Source organism: Allobosea minatitlanensis, from assembly GCF_964020775.1.
This window is the reverse complement of sequence record NZ_OZ224509.1, coordinates 590,530-606,414: the sequence shown is the minus strand read 5'-3', so window position 1 is coordinate 606,414 and position 15,885 is coordinate 590,530. Positions and strand designations below refer to the sequence as shown.

Below are 15,885 nucleotides of genomic sequence, written 5' to 3'. Positions count from 1 at the left end.
TCTTCCTCCTAGCGGCTCGCGCGGCTGCTGACGAGACGCTCCACCAGCAGGGCCAGAATGATGATGGTGCCGATCGCGGAGCCCTGCCAGAACGGCGAAACGCCCATCAGATTGAGGCCGTTGCGGATCATCACCATGATGAACACGCCGATGAGCGTGCCGATCATCGAGCCGCGGCCGCCATAGAGGCTTGCCCCGCCGATGACGACGGCCGCGATGGCGTCGAGCTCCATGGCATTGCCCATCAGCGGGTCGGCCGACAGCAACTGGCTGATCGAGAAGGTCACCGCGACGGCCGAGAGCGCGCCCGACAGGACGTAAGGCAGGACCGAATAGAACAGCGTGTTCAGGCCTGCGGCACGGGCCGCCTCCTTGTTCGACCCGACCGCATAGATGGTGCGGCCGCCCTTGGTGTAGGTGAGATAGGCCCAGGCGACGATGTAGAGGGCGATCAGGAACAGGATGTTCGAGGGCACGCCGAGGATGTTCGTGTAGACAATGTCCTGCATTCCCTCGGGAATATCGGAGATCGCGGTCTGCCCGGACAGGATATACGCAAGGCTGCGGCCGATCGCCATGACGCCGAGGGTGACGACGAAGGCCGCGAGGCCGAACAGGTTGATGAGCAGCCCCGAGACCAGGCCGATGCCGCCGCCGGCGAGAACCGCCACCGCGATCGCCGGCACGATCGGCATGTGCTGGAGCGACAGGCCCAGGATGATGCCCGTGAGGCCGGCGACGGAGCCCACGGACAGGTCGATGCCGCCGGTCAGGATCACGAAGGTCATGCCCACCGCGACGATGCCGATCACCACCGACTGGTCGAGCATGTTGAAGATGTTGGAATGGGTGAGGAAATAGGGCGACAGCAGCGACAGGCAGAACCCGATGACGAGGGCCAGGGCGAGCATGCGCACCTCGAGCCGCTGCGCCAGCATCTTGAAGCGAGAGCCGCGCATCGGCGCGCCGGCAGTGGTCGATGCCATGGAAGAAGGCTCCTTGATGGTCACAGCGCGGCCGCGATGCTGTCGATGCGGGCCTTGATCGCCTCGGGCTGCGGCAGCTCCGCGTCGGGAAAGAGGGAGAGGCCGACCCAGCCCAGATCATGCCCGCGGGAATTGCGCATGGGCAGGAGCAGCGTGGTGCGGCCGTTGTCGGCCTCCGGCACGAAGATGGGCTCGCGCCGGCTCAGGGCGCGGGGGATCTGCGTCTGCGCGGCGACGCAGGCCTCGCCCGCCTTGAAGCCGGGATCGAGCGCGGCATTCGCCACGACCGCGTTCAGGCAGATGATGCGGTCCTCCTCGACCAGGGCCCAGAACCCCGCCCCGCCATGCTCCCGGGCGAAATGCTCGAGCATCGCCGTGTTGTGCGCCATCGAGGTGCGGGGAGCGGCCAGGAGCGTCAGCTTCTCCTCGTCGAGCATGGCGCTCGGCAGGTCGGCGATGGTGCAGCCGTCGCTGACCACGACGATGCGGTCGCTGATGCCGAGCAGCTCCTCGAAATCCGACGATACCACGATCACCGCGGCCCCCTCCGCCACGATGTCCCGGAGCATCGCGTAGATGCCGGCGCGCGTGCCGATGTCGACCCCCTTGGTCGGCTCGTCGAGGATCAGCACCTTCGGCGAGAGCAGGAGCCAGCGCGCCATGATGATCTTCTGCTGCATGCCACCGGAGAAGTTCAGCATGGAGGCGTCCATCAGCCGCTCCTCCGGCAGGCCGAGCCGCTGCAGCAGCTCGCTGACCTTGCGCTTGCGCGACTGATAGCCGCGCAGGAAGCCGCGATGCGCGCCGAGATGGGCGAGCAGCAGATTCTCCTTCACGCTGAGATCGGGCACGATGTTCTGCGTCCGCCGGTCCTCGGCGACGAAACCCAGGCCCGCGCGGATCGCGGCCTGCGGGTCGTTGGCCCTGAGATCCCGCCCGGCGAGGCGCACCTCGCCGCCGGAGCGCGGCCTCAGCCCGAAGATGGCCTCGACGGTCTCGGAGCGCCCCGCGCCCACCAGCCCGCCGAGGCCGAGGATTTCCCCGGCCCGCACGGAAAAGGACACGTCCTTCACCTGCGGCTGCGCCGCAAGATGGCTGACCTCGAGGATCGCCGGGCCATGGCGGGCCTCGCCTTGCCGATGCGGCTCGGTGTAGATCGCGCCGAGCTCGGCCCCGACCATGGCCCGGATCAATTCCGCCTGGCTCAGATCGGCGGTCGGGTGGGCCTTCAGCACCGTCCGCCCCTCGCGCATGACGGTGACGCGGTCAGTGATCGAGAAAACCTCCTCCAGCCGGTGCGAGACGAAGACCAGGCCGCGGCCGGTTTCGCGCAGCCGGGCCATCACGTCGAACAGCCGGCTCACCTCGCCGGGGCTGAGCGCGGCGGTCGGCTCGTCGAAGATGATGAGCTTCGCGCCGACGCCCAGCGCCTTGGCGATCTCGACGAGCTGCTTCTGCGCCGAGGAGAGCTGCCGGACCTTCCAGTCGAACGGCAGGCTGTCGGACTGGCCGAGGCTGTCGAGAATGACCCTGCCGCGCTCCCGCATCGCGGCATAGTCGAGCCGCCCGGGGCGGCCGAGCTCCGGCAGGAAGATGTTCTCCAGAACCGTGAGGTCGGGAACGAGGCTGGTTTCCTGCATCACGATGGCGATGCCGATGCGGAGCGCGTCGCGCGTATTGCGCAGGCGGATCGACTGACCCCGGTAGAGCATCTCGCCGGAATCGAAGCTGTGATGCCCGGAAATGATCTTCGACAGGGTCGACTTGCCGGCGCCGTTGGCGCCGAGCAGGCCATGGATCTCGCCCTCCGCGAGCTCGAAATCCGCCCCGGCGAGCGCGCGCGTGCGGTCGAACGTCTTGGTGACGTCGCGGGCGGCGAGAAGCAGCGGCTTGTCGCCCTGCGGCGGGGGATGCTGCATGGAATCTGTCCTCGGCTCGCGGCGCCGGCGCGCCGGCGTGCATGAAGTGACATGGAGCGTGCCCGAAAGGCGGAAGAGACGGGCCGCGGCCCGCCTCGCCCAACGCCGCCCAAGGCGGCGGCGCGCCGCCTGCGGAACCGCTATCCGCAGGCGGCGCGCTGAGCGCTCGGGCGCGATCAGACCTCGTCGGCGAAGACGGTCTTGCGGATCGTCGGCAGCTCTTTTTCGATGTTGTCGCTGGTGATCGCGACGATCGGCACGGTGATCTCCTTTTCGGGAGACTTGCCCGCGAGCGTGGCCAGGATCGCCTCGCCGGAACGCACGCCCATCAGATAGGGCTGCTGCATCCCCGACACGACGAGCTGGCCGGACTTGAGCAGATCCACGAAGTCGGGGATGCCGTCGAAGGCGGCGACGAGAAGCTCGCCGTCGCGCCGCGCCGCCTTCACGGCCCGGAGGGCGCCGATCGCCGGCTGGTCCGTCTGGATGAACAGGCCGCGCATGCCGGGATTGGCGGTCAGCATGTCCTGCGTGAACTTGAAGGTCTCGTCGGCGGTGTAGGACTGCATCTGCTGCATCCCGGCCTGCTTGCCGGTGAAGCCGCCCTCCTTGAGTCCGTCGAGGAAACCCTTCGTGCGGGCCTGGCCGTTCTTGCGGGCCTGCGAGATCGCGATGATCCCGACGGAGCCGTCCTGCCAGCCCTTCTTCTTCAGGCTCTGGGCCAGCGCCACGCCGACATCGTGGGCGCCCTTGTAGTTGTCGGAAATGATGAAGGACGAATACTCGCCGCTATTGGTCCCGATATCGGCGATCACGGCCGGAATCTTGGCGCGCTTGGCGAGCGCCAGCACGCTGGGCGCCGTGGACGAATCGGTCGGCGAGATCACGATTCCGGCGACGCCGCGCGCGATCGCGTCCTGCGCGTTCTGCAATTGCGTCTGGGCGCTGTTATGCGAGTCCAGCGCCTGGAAGTTATAGCCCTGCGCCTTCACGGTGGCCTCGACGCCCTTGGCCAGGTAGCGCCAGAAGGGCAGATCGAGGCCCGGCGTCAGATAGACGATGTCCTTGCCCGCGGCCATCGCCGCCTGCAGGCCGCCGAGCCCGGTGCTCGCACCGAGCAGGGCTCCGATCGAAAGCTTCAGGACAGTTCTGCGTTCCATAGCGTTTCTCCATTGCGTTTTTATGTTTGAGCCGCCCGGAAAGGACGGCGGGCTTCAGTTTCGGTCTTGCCTGCCGTCCTTCATGGCCGATTGCGTTGTCTGGTAGATCCGGTCGGTATGCACGGCGAACGCCGCCACCGCCGCATCCGGATCATGGTCGCGCAGCGCAGCGACGATCGCGGCATGATCGGCATAGCTCGTCGCGATCGCCCCCGGCCTGGCGACGGCCGTCCGGCGGTATTCCATCATGTAGGTGTAGAGATCTGCGGCGAAGTCCGCGAGCAGCGCGTTGCCGGAAGCGCGGTAGATCGTGGCGTGGAACTCCCGGTCGCAGATCAGGAAGCCGACAGGATCGTCGAAGGCCTCCTTCTGCACGGCCAGGAGCCCGTCGAGCGCCGCGAGCGCGGCCTCGTCGATCCGCCGGGCGGCATCCGCCACCACCCGGCGCTCGATCAGGAGCCGCGCGTCGTGGACGGAATCGATGTCGTAGGCGTTGATCGCCCGCGCCTGGCCGAAGCCGATCGTGATCTCGCCGACATCGCTGCGAACGACCCGCGTGCGCGCGCCGTGGGAGATCTCGAGAATACCGCGCGACGCCAGGAGAAGGATCGCTCCGCGCGTCGTCTCGCGGCTCACATTGAGCGACGATGCAAGCTGGCGTTCGCTCGGCAAGGTATCCCCGACTTGAACGAGCCCGGAGGCGATCAGCCCGGCGATCCTGTCCGCGATCACATTCTTCAGCGAGCGTTTGACGATCGCGTCGCGGAACGATGGAACCTCGGCCAGAACGATGGCTTCCGAACCCTTCGGAGATGCTGACATGCCCCTCTGATCCACTGGTCCATCCAGAAGACCAGATCAGCAAGCCGTGTTTTTCCAACCCTGTCAAGCCGGCGGAAGCAGGCAGGCGAGGCAGGACATCGCGAAGGCCTGATGAGGGGATTTCGACCCGAACGGCGGCGGCGCCGTCTTCGCGAGCCCTGCTTTCGGCGCCAGCCATCCGGCTCGCCCGGCCCGCCTTTCAGGCGCCTGCCGCCTTTGCCTCGGAAGGCGAGCAATTGAAGCGCTTGCGGAAGCAGCGGTTGAAATAGGAGAGGTCGCCGAAGCCGACTTCATAGGCGACGGCGCTGATGGCCGGCGCCACGCCCTCCGTCGTCACGAGCCGATGCCAGGCGCGGTCGAGCCGCCGCTCCAGCACATAGTCGGAGAACGTCCGGCCATCGGTTTCGAAAAGCTTCTGGACGACGCGGGCGCTGACGCCATGCAGGGTCGCGATCATCTCGACTCCGAGATCCCGCCGCTCCAGCCGCGCCTCGATATCCGCCTTGATGGCGGCGAGACGGCCGGCCCGCCTGTCCGCCGGAACCGCCGCCACCGCAGGCTCCCGGTCCGACAGGGCGGCGCCGACCAGGTCGTGGACATGTGCCCTGGCGAGGGCCTGAAGCTCGGCGGAATTCAGCGGCAGCAGGCCGCGCAGCAGGAGCGCGCCGTAATGCGCCAGTGCCTGCAAGCCCGGATTGGAGCGTGGGATGACCCGCATCAGCCCGGCGGCCTCGCCGGCCAATAGCGGCAACAGGGCCGCATCGAGCTCGATCACGTCGATGCGGCCGGGCTGGGCCAGCACGAACTCCGCAGCTTGATCCAGGGCGAGCGCCGCCGCCTCGCGGGCGCGTAGCGCGATCCGCCCGCCGCCCTGGCGGATCACCACCCGCCCCTCCGCCGGACGGATGAGGATATAGGACAAATCCCCTTCGTTCCGCCGCGGCGGCCAGACCCAGTGCAGGGCCGGGCCGAAGCAGGAGCGCAGTCCGATATCCGGGCGCGTCGTCAGCACGCAGCGCGCATCGAAAGGCAGGGGCAGATCCGGCGTCTCGGCTTCCCGCGCCGTGGCATGGCCGAGAATGCGCCGGGACAGGGCGCTCGCCTCGTCACGGCCGACCTCGGCGGAAACCAGCCAGAACGGCGCGAAATTCCGGGCCTCCGGAGCCGCCTCGCATCCGGGGCGTGTCGCGACAGCCACATTGCCCGTTTTCGACACCGGATTCGTCTCAGTCCTATGGCGCGTTCGCGGAAGTCCAAGCTTAGACCGCAGAAATATCATTACAGCAACAGCTAACAACGGCCCCAACACGCACCGGCAATCGAATCCGTGATGAAATCAAGTTACTTTACTAAAATTCTAAAAAGCAAATCCTGAAACAAGCCAAGTAAACCACCTTCAGAACGGCATCGACTCCGTGCCCAACACATGGGCCGGGCGGCGGCCGGCGCCACGGGTAGAACCATGACCAGACCGATCAGCCTCGCCACCAGCCTTGCCGCGCTCCTCGCCTCCTCGATCGCGGTCGCGCAGGTTTCGCCCCAGTCCGCAACGCGCCCGGCCGGGCCGGGCCGGGTCGCGGACACGCCGACCACGATCGATCTCGACACGATCACGGTCACCGCCGCCCGCGCCGAGCGCAGCACCGCCGAGACGCCGCAATCGGTCCAGGTGATCGACCGGACGGAGATCGAGCAGCAGCTCAAGTTCAGCCCCAATGCCGCCGCCGTGCTCGGCAAGCTAGTGCCGGGCTATTCGATGTCGACGCAGACGGTCTCGAGCGCCTCGGAGAACTATCGCGGCCGCGACCTACTGGTGATGATCGACGGCGTGCCGATGAACACGCCGCTGCGCGACGTCTCGCGCATCCTCGCGCTGATCGACCTCAACACGGTGGAGCGGATCGAGGTCGTCGCCGGCGCCTCCAGCCTCTACGGCGCGGGCGCCACCGGCGGGACGGTCAATTTCATCACCCGGAAGGCGGCCGAAGGCAGGCCGCGCGTCACGGTCAACACCGCGATCCGCGGCTTCACCCACAATATCGGCCGCTCGCTGGCGCCGGAGGCCTCGGTGACGGTCTCCGGCAAGGTCCCCGACGGCGTCGACTACCTGTTCTCGGGCCAGATCCGCGGCGCCGGCCGCACCTATGACGGCGCCGGGCGCGAACTGCCCTCCGACGGGCTGCTCGGCCAGGGCGGCGGCGACCGCTACAAGGCCGGCAACCTACTCGCCAAGCTCGGCTACGATTTCGCCGGCGGCAAGCGCATCGAGCTCAACGCCTCCTGGATCGGCTTCGACCAGGCTCCGAAATACCTGACCAACTACGCCGCCCCCTTCGCCCGGCCGGACCGGACGCAGCTCTATACCGGCCAGAGCGTGCTGGAAGACACCAAATCCGTGTCGCTGCGCTATAGCGACGCCGATTTCGCGCTCGGCAAGCTCAGCCTGCTCGGCTACTATAACGACATCAAGAAGCGCTTCAATTTCTCGACCTTCTCCTATCCCTACAACAGCCAGGTCTACTATTCCTTCAACCCGCTCTCGCCGACGAGCCGGGACAACCAGACCACGCTCTATTCGCAGCGCGGCGGCCTGAACGTCACGATCGACACCCCGCTCGACGCGATCCTGCCCGGCGCCAAGCTGACCTGGGGCGGCGACCTGATCCAGGAGAAGACCTGGCAGACCCTGACCAACGGCCAGGACGTCTTCACGCCGCTGAAGCAGACGACGGCGGCCGGCTTCGGCCAGCTCCAGATCCCGATCGGCGAGCGCGTCGTGCTGCGCGGCGGCCTGCGCTACGAGCATTTCTCGCTCTCGGTCAGCGACTATACGCGGCCCGCCGCCTATGCGGCGGTCGCCGCGAACAATGCGCAGGGCTATCAGGCCTTCGTGCTGCCCGCGCTGCGGGTGCTCGGCGGCGATTTCGACTATTCGGCGCTCACCGCCAATCTCGGTGTGACGATCAAGCTCACCGAGACCAGCGAGATCTTCGGCGGCTTCTCGCAGGGCTTCGCCCTGCCCGATGTCGGCGCCTTCACCCGCCGCGCCGGCATCTCGACGCAATATGCCTGCCCGCTGCAGTCGCCGAACTGCCTGCCCGCCAGCCGGCAGACGGTGAGCTATTCGTCGATCGCGCCCAAGGCGCAGATCGTGAACAATTACGAGCTCGGCATCCGCGGTAGCTATGACCGCTTCAAGGGCTCGCTGACCGGCTTCATCAGCACCTCCGACGACGGCGTCACCTTCGATTCGGTGACCAACACGATGTCGCAGCAGAAGGAGCGGATCTGGGGCGTCGAGGCGACCGGCGACGTCGCCGTCACCGACGCCTTCACCATGGGCACGGTCCTGTCGTATCGCGAGGGCCGCTACGACACCAATGGCGACGGCAAGCTCGACAGCAACCTGCCCAACAACCGCATCGGCTCGCCCTGGCGCGGCATGCTCTATGGCAGCTACCGCTTCGTGAACGGCATGCAGCTCCGGGTCGAGGGCGAGGCCTTCTCGGATCGGGACGTCGCCATCGACCTGCGCGGCACGCGCTACAAGCTGAAGGGCGCCGCGACCATGAACGTCGCGCTCACCGCCCCGGCCTGGCAGGGCGAGGCCTATGTCGCGGTCAACAACCTGTTCGACCGCGCCTATCAGAACCCGACCGCGACTTCGGTGCGCAACCTGCCGAACTATGGCTGGGGCCGGACCGTCACCCTCGGTTTCCGCAAGACCTTCTGAGGGGCATTCTGGGTCATGGTGAGCCTCGAGATCGACGCGGACGCGGTGGTGACGCTGCGCTTCATGCCGCCCTATCGGCCAGAGGATGAGCGCGCCTATCTCGACGCGCTGCATGAGATCGGACGGCGCGAGGAGCCCTATACGCTGCTGACCGTCTTCGGCGGCGGACGAGCGCTCTCGCAGGCGGGCGAGCGCGAGCAGGCGCTCTGGTTCAAGACGACGCGGGAGAGGGTCTCGCGCGCCTGCCGGGCCTGCGCCATCGTGCGGCCCGATGCCAGCGAGAAGACGGCCGAGACCTTCCGCCGGCTCTGGCCCTTCCCGATCGTCGCCGCGCGCGAGGAGGCGGCGGGCCGGGCCTTCCTCATCGGCCATGACAGCCGGGCGACATCGTGAGCAGCGCGATCGGCCCCCTCCACGCAGGCGCCGCGCCCGCGCCGATGCGGCGCTACCGGCTTTTCGCCGTGCTGGGCGGGCTCTATCTCGCGCAGGCGATCCCCTCCTATCTCTTCGTCGCGGCGCTACCGCCGATCATGCGCGAGCTCGGCGTCTCGCGCACCGCCATCGGAGCGATGAGCATCCTGCTGCTGCCGCTCGTCCTGAAATTCCTCTGGGCGCCCTGGGTCGACCGCCTCCGGCCCTTCGCGCGGGCGCATCGCGCCGGCTGGATCCTGATCACCCAGAGCCTGACGATCCTCGCCATCCTCGCCCTGATCCTGGTCGGACCGACGCAGGTCGATGCGATCATCGCGATCGGCTTCGCCGCCTCGCTGCTGATCTCGACGCAGGACATCGCCACCGACGGCTATGCCGCGAAATATCTGCCCGCGGCAGACCGTGCCATCGGCAACGCCATCCAGGGCGCCTCGGTCGCCTTCGGCGTCGTCATCGGGGGCACGCTCGGCCTCGTGCTCTACCACCATATCGGCTGGACCGGGATGCTGACGACCATCGCCGCGATCTCGCTCTTGCCGCTGATCGCCGCCGCGATGATGCGCGAGGACGATCCCGTGCCGGGTGCCTCCCCCGCCCCGCGCCCCTCGATCCGTGCCTTCCTGAAGCGCCCCGAGGCACGCCAGATCCTCTGGATCGCCCTGACCTATCGGGCGAGCGAGGGCCTCGTGAAGGCGATGGAGGGCTCCTATCTCGTCGACGCCGGCATCCCGCTCGACCAGATCGGCTATCTCTCCGGTCTCTCGGCCACGACGGCGGGGCTCGCAGGCTCGGCGCTCGCCGCCTGGATGGTGAAGAGCCGGGGGCTGTCCTTCGTGCTCGCCCTGCTCGGCGGGCTGCGGACGATCTGTTTCGCCCTCTTCGCGGCCCATGCGCTCGGCGCCGTGGTCGGCGTCTGGCCGCTGTTCGGCGCCGCCGGCTTCCAGACGCTGATCCGCTACATGGAGATCGTCGCGCTCTATTCGCTGTTCATGGCCGTGACGACCTCCGACCAGCCGGGCACGGATTTCACCATCCTCGCCTGCGCGCAACTCCTGGTCTATCTCGCCGGCTCGATGCTGGCCGGGAAGATGGCGGACGCCCTGGGCTATGGCTGGCTGTTCGGCATCGCGAGCTTCGTTTCGGCCCTGGCGGTGATTGCGACCATCCGGATGATTTCCGGCTTCGAGGCAAGGCTCCGCTAAAAGCGGCGCCCGATCCCGGCGGGCATCGGCCTCGCGGGCGCCTCGGGGTCGGGTCGATCCGGCCCCGGACGCTTCCGATGGCCGCGCTCAGCGTCATTCCGGGTCGGCTCGGCGGCTCCGGATCAGCTCCGCGATAGCGTTCCCGATATCATGCGTGCCGTGGCGCCCGCCGATATCGTAGCTGCGCAGGTTCCGCTTGCCGAAGGCGTGGTCGACGCCGCGCTCGATCGCACGAGCGGCATCGCGCGCAGCGGCGCTCCGAGATCGTCGCGAACTTCTCCTCGCCCGCCCAGCTCACAACCGCCGCGCATAAGCCGTCGGCCAACTGCAAAATCAGCCACCCGATGAGCTTGGAGGGTGCGCCCGCCATGGCGATGCGGGAAGCCTGTTCGGCAGTGCCTGCACTTGCACCTTCGGACTTGTCGAAACGCAGCTCGCCGATTGTTCCTGGTGCGGGATAAATGAACAGCCGGCGGTCATTGCGCCGATATTTGCCCAGAATTCCGTCATTGCACTGAACTGTTCGCGTGCAGATTTCCCGACGACTTCACTGTAATACGCGTCTCGTGCGAGAGAGATTAAGAATTGCAGCTCTGGGCCGCCGTCGATGATAAGCAACCCGATTCCATGGCCTGGCAACGCCCGTTGCGCGGTCGCTTTCACCTTCGACATGGACGGCGAGGCTCTCCTCCATGTCAACTTCCATCAGCAGGCACCGGACCGGGTCGCGCTGGCCTCGATGCTCCGCTATGAGCCCCAGGTCGCCGTGCCCCGGCTGCTGGAGATCTTCCGCCGCTTCGGATTGCGGCAAACCTTCTTCATCCCGGGATGGTGCGTCGAGGCCTATCCGGCAACCGTCGAGCAGATCCTGGCGGCGGGTCACGAGCTCGGCCATCACGGCTATCTCCATATGCGGCCGAACATGCAGAGCCGCGATCAGGAGGCCGAGAGCCTCGCACGCGGAATCGAATCTCTGGCGAGGCTGAGCGGGCTTCGACCGGCCGGCTATCGCGCGCCCGCCTACGCCTTTTCGCGGCACACGCTGGAATTGCTGCTGGAGAGCGGCTTCCACTACGACAGCTCGTTGCTGGGCGACGACCAGCCCTATCTGATCGGCAACCAGCGCGGAAACCTCGTCGAGCTTCCCACCGACATGTCGCTCGACGACTGGACGCAGTATGTTTGCATCAAGGAATTCGGCTACATGCTGCCGATCGCCTCGCCGTCACGCGCCATGGAGGTCTTCCGGGCGGAGTTCGACGCCGCCTGGCGCCATGGCGGGCTCTGGAATGCTGTTTGGCATCCGTTCGTCTCGGGCCGGCCCTCCCGCGCGGAAGCCTTCGCCGGGCTGATCGAATACATGCAGGACAAGGGCGACGTCTGGTTTGCCAGCCTGGGCGAGATCGCCGCCCATGTGCGCGGTCTCGCCGAGACGGGAACCTGGCGGCCGCGGCTCGATCAGGTGCCGTACTGGCCGCAGCCCCTGCAGGACCGGGAATTGTCGTGATTTCCGGCGCTGCGGCCGCTCGCCCGGGCCTCAGGCCAGGATGCGGCCGCGGTTCAGGATCCCAAGGGGGTCGATCGCCTGTTTGAGCGTCCGCATCAGCGCAAGCTCTGCGTCGGAACGGCTGTAGCCGAGATAGGGCCGCTTGAGCACGCCGATGCCGTGTTCGGCCGAGATGCTGCCCTCGACACGCTGAACGATGCCGAAGACCACCTCGGCCAGCCCCTCGAAGCCCGCCCCCTCGGCCGGGTGGATCGAGAGATGCAGATTGCCGTCGGCGATATGACCGAACAGGATCAGCGTCGCGCCGGATGCGCTTTTCCCGATCCGGTCATGCAGGAGATCGGCGGCCTCCGCCATCGCCGCGAGCGGAACGCTGATGTCGAAGTGCAGCCCCGCCGTCAGGCCCCGGTAGAATTCCGAGCTGGCCTCGCGATAGGCCCAGAAGCGGGCGCGTTCCCGGCTCGATTGCGCGACAAGCACGTCTTCGAGCAGCCCCTCCTCGGCCAGAGCCGCGAGCGCCGCCAGGAAGAGATCCGCATAAGCCTCGCCAGCCGGAAGCGCGGCCTCCACCAGCAGCGTCAGCGCAGGCCCCGGCGCGAAGGGCGGCGCCTGCCCCGCATGGGCCTCGGCCGCAGCCAGATAATCGGGCCACATCGCCTCGAAGGCCAAAAGGCCGGCAGGCAGGCGCGCCTCGAGGCGGTCGAGCACCCGCAGCGCCTGGGGCACGCCCGCAACGGAACACAGCGCGGTGTGGAGGCTCGGCACGGCCGGCTGCAGCGCCAGCAGGACGCGCGTGACGACGCCGAGCGTGCCCTCGCTGCCGATCAGGAGCTGGGTCCAGTCATAGCCGGCATTGTTCTTGATCAGCTTAACGAGGGAGCTGACGATGCGCCCGTCCGGCAGCACCGCTTCGAGGCCGAGCACGTTGCGACGGGTCATGCCGTAGCGCAGGACCTGCACGCCACCGGCATTGGTCGCGACATTGCCGCCGATCGTGCAGCTACCGCGCGCGCCGAGGTCGACGCCGTAAAGGAGCCCGGCTTCGGCCGCCCGTTCCTGAATGACTTCCAGCGGAGTACCGGCGAGGACCGTCATCGTTCGGCCGACCGGATCGATGTCCTCGATGCCGTTCATGCGTTCGAGCGAGAGCGCGATCTCGCCCGCGATCGGATGCGCGCCCCCGGCGAGCCCGGTCAGGCCTCCCTGGACGACGACAGGGAGGGAGAAGCGGTGACAGATCGCGAGCGCCTCCGAGACCTCGGCGGTGCTGCGCGGCAGCAGCAGGGCCGCCGGGGCGCAGGGCGGCAGGCCGGCGCTGTCGGCATGGTTGCGCACGGGAACAGCCGCACCGACGCGGATCTGGTCCTCGCCGAGAGCCGCGGCGAGCGCCGCCAGCGCGTCCCGCGGGAGGCTCACGATTCCACGCCCTCGCGCCCATGGCCGAAGACCGTCTTGACCTCGAGGAAGTCCTCGAAACCGAAGATTCCGCATTCGCGACCATTGCCGGATTGCTTGTAGCCGCCAAAGGGCGCGGCGCTGTCGAGAGGCGCGCCGTTGAGATGGACCATGCCGGCCCGCATCCGGCGCGCCACATGGCGGGCACGATCGCGGTCGCCGGAGGTGACGTAGCTCGACAAGCCGTAGGGCGTGTCATTGGCGACGGCGATCGCCTCCTCCTCCGAATCATAGGGAATGATCGCCAGCACGGGGCCGAAAACCTCTTCGCGTGCGATCGTCATGTCGTTGCTCACATCTGCGAAAATCGTGGGGCGGACATAGTAGCCGCGCTCGAGCCCATCCGGCCGGCCGAGGCCGCCGGCGACAAGCGTCGCACCTTCCGCGATCGCGATGCCGATCAGCCGCTGGATGCGCTCGAACTGGGTCGCGCTGACGACGGGACCAAGCGCCGTGCCGGCGGCGCGGGGCGGGCCGACCCGCAGCGCCCCGGCCGCCTGGCCGGCCAGCGCCACCACCTCGTCATGGCGAGCCCGCGGCACGAGCAGGCGCGTCGGAGCGTTGCAGGACTGCCCGCTATTGCCGAAGCAGCTCCGCACGCTGCGCGGAACGGCGCTGGCGAAATCGGCATCGTCGAGCAGAAGATTGGGCGACTTGCCTCCCAGCTCCTGATGGACGCGCTTGACGGTGTCCGCCGCCGCCTTCGCCACCAGGACGCCGGCACGGGTCGAGCCGGTGAAGGACACCATCTCGACATCGCGGTGGCGCACCAGCGCCTCGCCGGCGGTCGGCCCGTCGCCGTTGATCATGTTGTAGACGCCGGCAGGGATGCCGGCTGCGTGAACCATCTCGCTGAAGAGAAGTGCCGAGATCGGCGCCACCTCGCTCGGCTTCAGCACCATGGTGCAACCGGTGGCCAGAGCCGGGGCGACCTTGCAGGCGATCTGGTTCATCGGCCAGTTCCAGGGCGTGATGAAGCCGCAGACGCCGACCGGCTCGCGCGTGACGAGGGCGTCGTTGATGAAGCGATCGAAGCGGTAGTCGCGCAGAACCGCCACCGCCTGCTGCAGATGGTCGAGCCCGGCCGGGGCCTGGGCCCTGCGCGCCAATTCCAGCGGCGCGCCCATCTCCAGCGAGATCGCTTCGGCCATCTCGTCCTGACGCTTGCGATATTCCTCGATCAGGGCTTCCAGCAGTTCGATCCGCTCCAGCCGGCTCGTGCGCGCATAGCCGTCGAAGGAGCGTTTCGCCGCCGCGACGGCGGCATCGACATCGGCCGCGCTGGCCAGCGCGATCTCCGCGAAAGCTGCTTCGGTCGACGGATCGACGACCGGAAGCACCGCGGTTCCGACCGCGGCAACCCAGCGGCCGTCGATATAGAACTCGCGATAGGACGTCATGGGCTCTCTTCCTGCCGTCCCTCGGCGAGCCGGCGGTCGTAGTCGAGCACGGCCCGGAGCAGGACCTGCGCTCCGGCGCCGCAATCGCCGAAGGAGGCCTCCTCCGCCTCGTTGTGGCTGAGGCCCCCGGCGCAAGGCACGAAGATCATCGCCGTCGGCGCGACGCGCGCGATATAGGCCGCGTCATGCCCGGCTCCCGAGGTGATCTCGCGCATGCGGTAACCGAGGCTGCCGGCAGCATGGCGCACCGAGGCGAGGCAGCGCGGATCGAACGGCACCGGCGGCGAATCCCAGATGCGCCTCAGCGTTCCGGAGACGCCCTGTTCCGTGCAGATCGCCGCGAGAGCCTGCTCGATCGCGGCTTCGATCCCGTCGAGCGCGCCCGCATCGGGATGGCGCAGATCGACCGAGAGGGAAGCGGCACCCGGAATGACGTTACGGGATCCGGGATGGACCGCGATCGTGCCCACGGTCGCGACGGCGCCCGGGCAGGCACGCGCCGCGCCCTGGACGGCCAGCACCAGCGCGGCAGCGGCGGGAAGCGCGTCCCTGCGCATCGCCATCGGCGTCGAGCCGGCATGCGATTCGCGGCCGCCGATCTCGACATCGTACCAGCGCATGCCCTGGACGCCGGTGACGACGCCGATCGTATCGCCTTCGGCCTCGAGTATCGGCCCCTGCTCGATATGCAGCTCGAACATCGCGCCGATCCGCGTTGCTCCGGCGGGGACGTCACCGCGATAGGAGATCGCCTCGATCGCGTGCGCGAAACTGGTCCCCTCCGAATCCAGTCGGCTGTCGGCATAGGCCCTGTCGAAGACGCCGGCATGCACGCCCGAGCCGAGCATGGCGGGCGCGAAACGCGAACCTTCCTCGTTCGTCCAGTTCACCAGCATGATCGGCGCATGGGTCTCGTAATCGGCCGCATGCAAGGTGCGCAGGCATTCGAGCCCGGCCAGGACCCCGAGCACGCCGTCGAACTTGCCTCCCGTCGGCTGGGTGTCGAGATGGCTGCCCATCGCGATCGGCGGCAGCGTCCCGTCCCGCCCCGGCCTGGTCGCGAACATATTGCCGACCTCGTCGACCTGCACCGTGCAGCCGAGCTTCTCGCATTCGGCTTTGAACCAGTCGCGAACGCGCCGGTCCTCCTCGCTCAACGTCAGGCGCCGGATGCCGCCCCTGGCGGTGCCGCCGATCCGCGCCGTCTCCATGAGGTCGTTCCAGAGCCGCTTCGCGTCGATGCTCAGGTTGTTCGCAGGCTTCGTCATG

13 protein-coding genes are annotated in these 15,885 nt (G+C 67.9%); 4 read left to right on the top strand and 9 right to left on the bottom strand.

Going from position 1 to position 15,885, the window contains the following annotated elements; genetic code table 11:
- Positions 1–8: 8 nt before the first annotated feature.
- From ACWH43_RS02795 to ACWH43_RS02775, 5 genes are all read right to left on the bottom strand, one after another.
- Positions 9–986 (bottom strand): ABC transporter permease, encoded by a 978-nt coding sequence (locus ACWH43_RS02795; RefSeq protein WP_158444445.1) that lies wholly within the window; start codon positions 984–986, stop codon positions 9–11.
- Between the two features lie 20 nt (positions 987–1,006).
- Positions 1,007–2,905: a sugar ABC transporter ATP-binding protein gene (locus ACWH43_RS02790; RefSeq protein ID WP_158444446.1), complete on the bottom strand. Its 1,899-nt coding sequence runs from the start codon at positions 2,903–2,905 to the stop codon at positions 1,007–1,009.
- A gap of 176 nt (positions 2,906–3,081) precedes the next feature.
- Positions 3,082–4,065, bottom strand: a complete 984-nt coding sequence (locus tag ACWH43_RS02785) for a substrate-binding domain-containing protein (RefSeq protein ID WP_158444447.1) — start codon at positions 4,063–4,065, stop codon at positions 3,082–3,084.
- A 54-nt stretch (positions 4,066–4,119) separates the two neighbouring features.
- Positions 4,120–4,887, bottom strand: coding sequence for a FadR/GntR family transcriptional regulator (locus ACWH43_RS02780; RefSeq protein WP_158444448.1), 768 nt, complete (start codon positions 4,885–4,887; stop codon positions 4,120–4,122).
- 199 nt (positions 4,888–5,086) lie between these two features.
- The gene (locus ACWH43_RS02775; RefSeq protein ID WP_260349486.1) at positions 5,087–6,085 is read right to left on the bottom strand and encodes a helix-turn-helix transcriptional regulator; all 999 of its coding nucleotides are present in this window, start codon (positions 6,083–6,085) and stop codon (positions 5,087–5,089) included.
- 264 nt (positions 6,086–6,349) lie between these two features.
- On the opposite strand from ACWH43_RS02775, the gene ACWH43_RS02770 reads away from it, so the two are divergent.
- Genes ACWH43_RS02770 through ACWH43_RS02760 form a run of 3 tightly spaced genes read left to right on the top strand, consistent with a single transcriptional unit; the run spans position 6,350 to position 10,254 of the window.
- Positions 6,350–8,620, top strand: coding sequence for a TonB-dependent receptor (locus tag ACWH43_RS02770; protein WP_158444450.1), 2,271 nt, complete (start codon positions 6,350–6,352; stop codon positions 8,618–8,620).
- A gap of 15 nt (positions 8,621–8,635) precedes the next feature.
- Complete coding sequence (locus ACWH43_RS02765) at positions 8,636–9,013, top strand: hypothetical protein (RefSeq protein WP_158444451.1); 378 nt, start codon at positions 8,636–8,638, stop codon at positions 9,011–9,013.
- Between the two features lie 44 nt (positions 9,014–9,057).
- Positions 9,058–10,254 (top strand): MFS transporter, encoded by a 1,197-nt coding sequence (locus ACWH43_RS02760; RefSeq protein WP_158444469.1) that lies wholly within the window; start codon positions 9,058–9,060, stop codon positions 10,252–10,254.
- Positions 10,255–10,587: 333 nt separating this feature from the next.
- Here ACWH43_RS02760 and ACWH43_RS02755 read toward each other — a convergent pair whose 3' ends face one another.
- Positions 10,588–10,926 carry a hypothetical protein gene (locus ACWH43_RS02755; RefSeq protein WP_260349484.1) on the bottom strand — a complete coding sequence of 113 codons (339 nt, stop codon included), beginning with the start codon at positions 10,924–10,926 and terminating at the stop codon, positions 10,588–10,590.
- Here ACWH43_RS02755 and ACWH43_RS02750 point away from each other — a divergent pair.
- Entirely contained in the window at positions 10,925–11,761 is an 837-nt protein-coding gene (locus tag ACWH43_RS02750) for a polysaccharide deacetylase family protein (protein WP_260349482.1), read from the top strand. The two genes, ACWH43_RS02755 and ACWH43_RS02750, sit on opposite strands and share 2 nt — an antisense overlap.
- A gap of 30 nt (positions 11,762–11,791) precedes the next feature.
- On the opposite strand, the gene ACWH43_RS02745 is transcribed toward ACWH43_RS02750, so the two are convergent.
- From ACWH43_RS02745 to ACWH43_RS02735, 3 genes are read right to left on the bottom strand one after another with little or no spacing between them, the layout of a single operon-like run.
- Positions 11,792–13,177, bottom strand: coding sequence for an FAD-binding oxidoreductase (locus tag ACWH43_RS02745; protein WP_260349480.1), 1,386 nt, complete (start codon positions 13,175–13,177; stop codon positions 11,792–11,794).
- Positions 13,174–14,616 (bottom strand): aldehyde dehydrogenase family protein, encoded by a 1,443-nt coding sequence (locus ACWH43_RS02740; protein WP_158444454.1) that lies wholly within the window; start codon positions 14,614–14,616, stop codon positions 13,174–13,176. The genes ACWH43_RS02745 and ACWH43_RS02740 overlap by 4 nt, the downstream gene beginning before the upstream one ends.
- Positions 14,613–15,884, bottom strand: a complete 1,272-nt coding sequence (locus ACWH43_RS02735) for a Zn-dependent hydrolase (RefSeq protein WP_158444455.1) — start codon at positions 15,882–15,884, stop codon at positions 14,613–14,615. The genes ACWH43_RS02740 and ACWH43_RS02735 overlap by 4 nt, the downstream gene beginning before the upstream one ends.
- Position 15,885: the final 1 nt, after the last annotated feature.

Coding starts and splice junctions, on each gene's coding strand:
- ACWH43_RS02785 (WP_158444447.1), bottom strand. CDS start 4,065: ATGGAACGCAGAACTGTCCTGAAGCTTTCGATCGGAGCCCTGCTCGGT.
- ACWH43_RS02740 (WP_158444454.1), bottom strand. CDS start 14,616: ATGACGTCCTATCGCGAGTTCTATATCGACGGCCGCTGGGTTGCCGCG.
- ACWH43_RS02780 (WP_158444448.1), bottom strand. CDS start 4,887: ATGTCAGCATCTCCGAAGGGTTCGGAAGCCATCGTTCTGGCCGAGGTT.
- ACWH43_RS02765 (WP_158444451.1), top strand. CDS start 8,636: ATGGTGAGCCTCGAGATCGACGCGGACGCGGTGGTGACGCTGCGCTTC.
- ACWH43_RS02790 (WP_158444446.1), bottom strand. CDS start 2,905: ATGCAGCATCCCCCGCCGCAGGGCGACAAGCCGCTGCTTCTCGCCGCC.
- ACWH43_RS02750 (WP_260349482.1), top strand. CDS start 10,925: ATGGACGGCGAGGCTCTCCTCCATGTCAACTTCCATCAGCAGGCACCG.
- ACWH43_RS02795 (WP_158444445.1), bottom strand. CDS start 986: ATGGCATCGACCACTGCCGGCGCGCCGATGCGCGGCTCTCGCTTCAAG.
- ACWH43_RS02770 (WP_158444450.1), top strand. CDS start 6,350: ATGACCAGACCGATCAGCCTCGCCACCAGCCTTGCCGCGCTCCTCGCC.
- ACWH43_RS02760 (WP_158444469.1), top strand. CDS start 9,058: ATGCGGCGCTACCGGCTTTTCGCCGTGCTGGGCGGGCTCTATCTCGCG.
- ACWH43_RS02755 (WP_260349484.1), bottom strand. CDS start 10,926: ATGTCGAAGGTGAAAGCGACCGCGCAACGGGCGTTGCCAGGCCATGGA.
- ACWH43_RS02735 (WP_158444455.1), bottom strand. CDS start 15,884: ATGACGAAGCCTGCGAACAACCTGAGCATCGACGCGAAGCGGCTCTGG.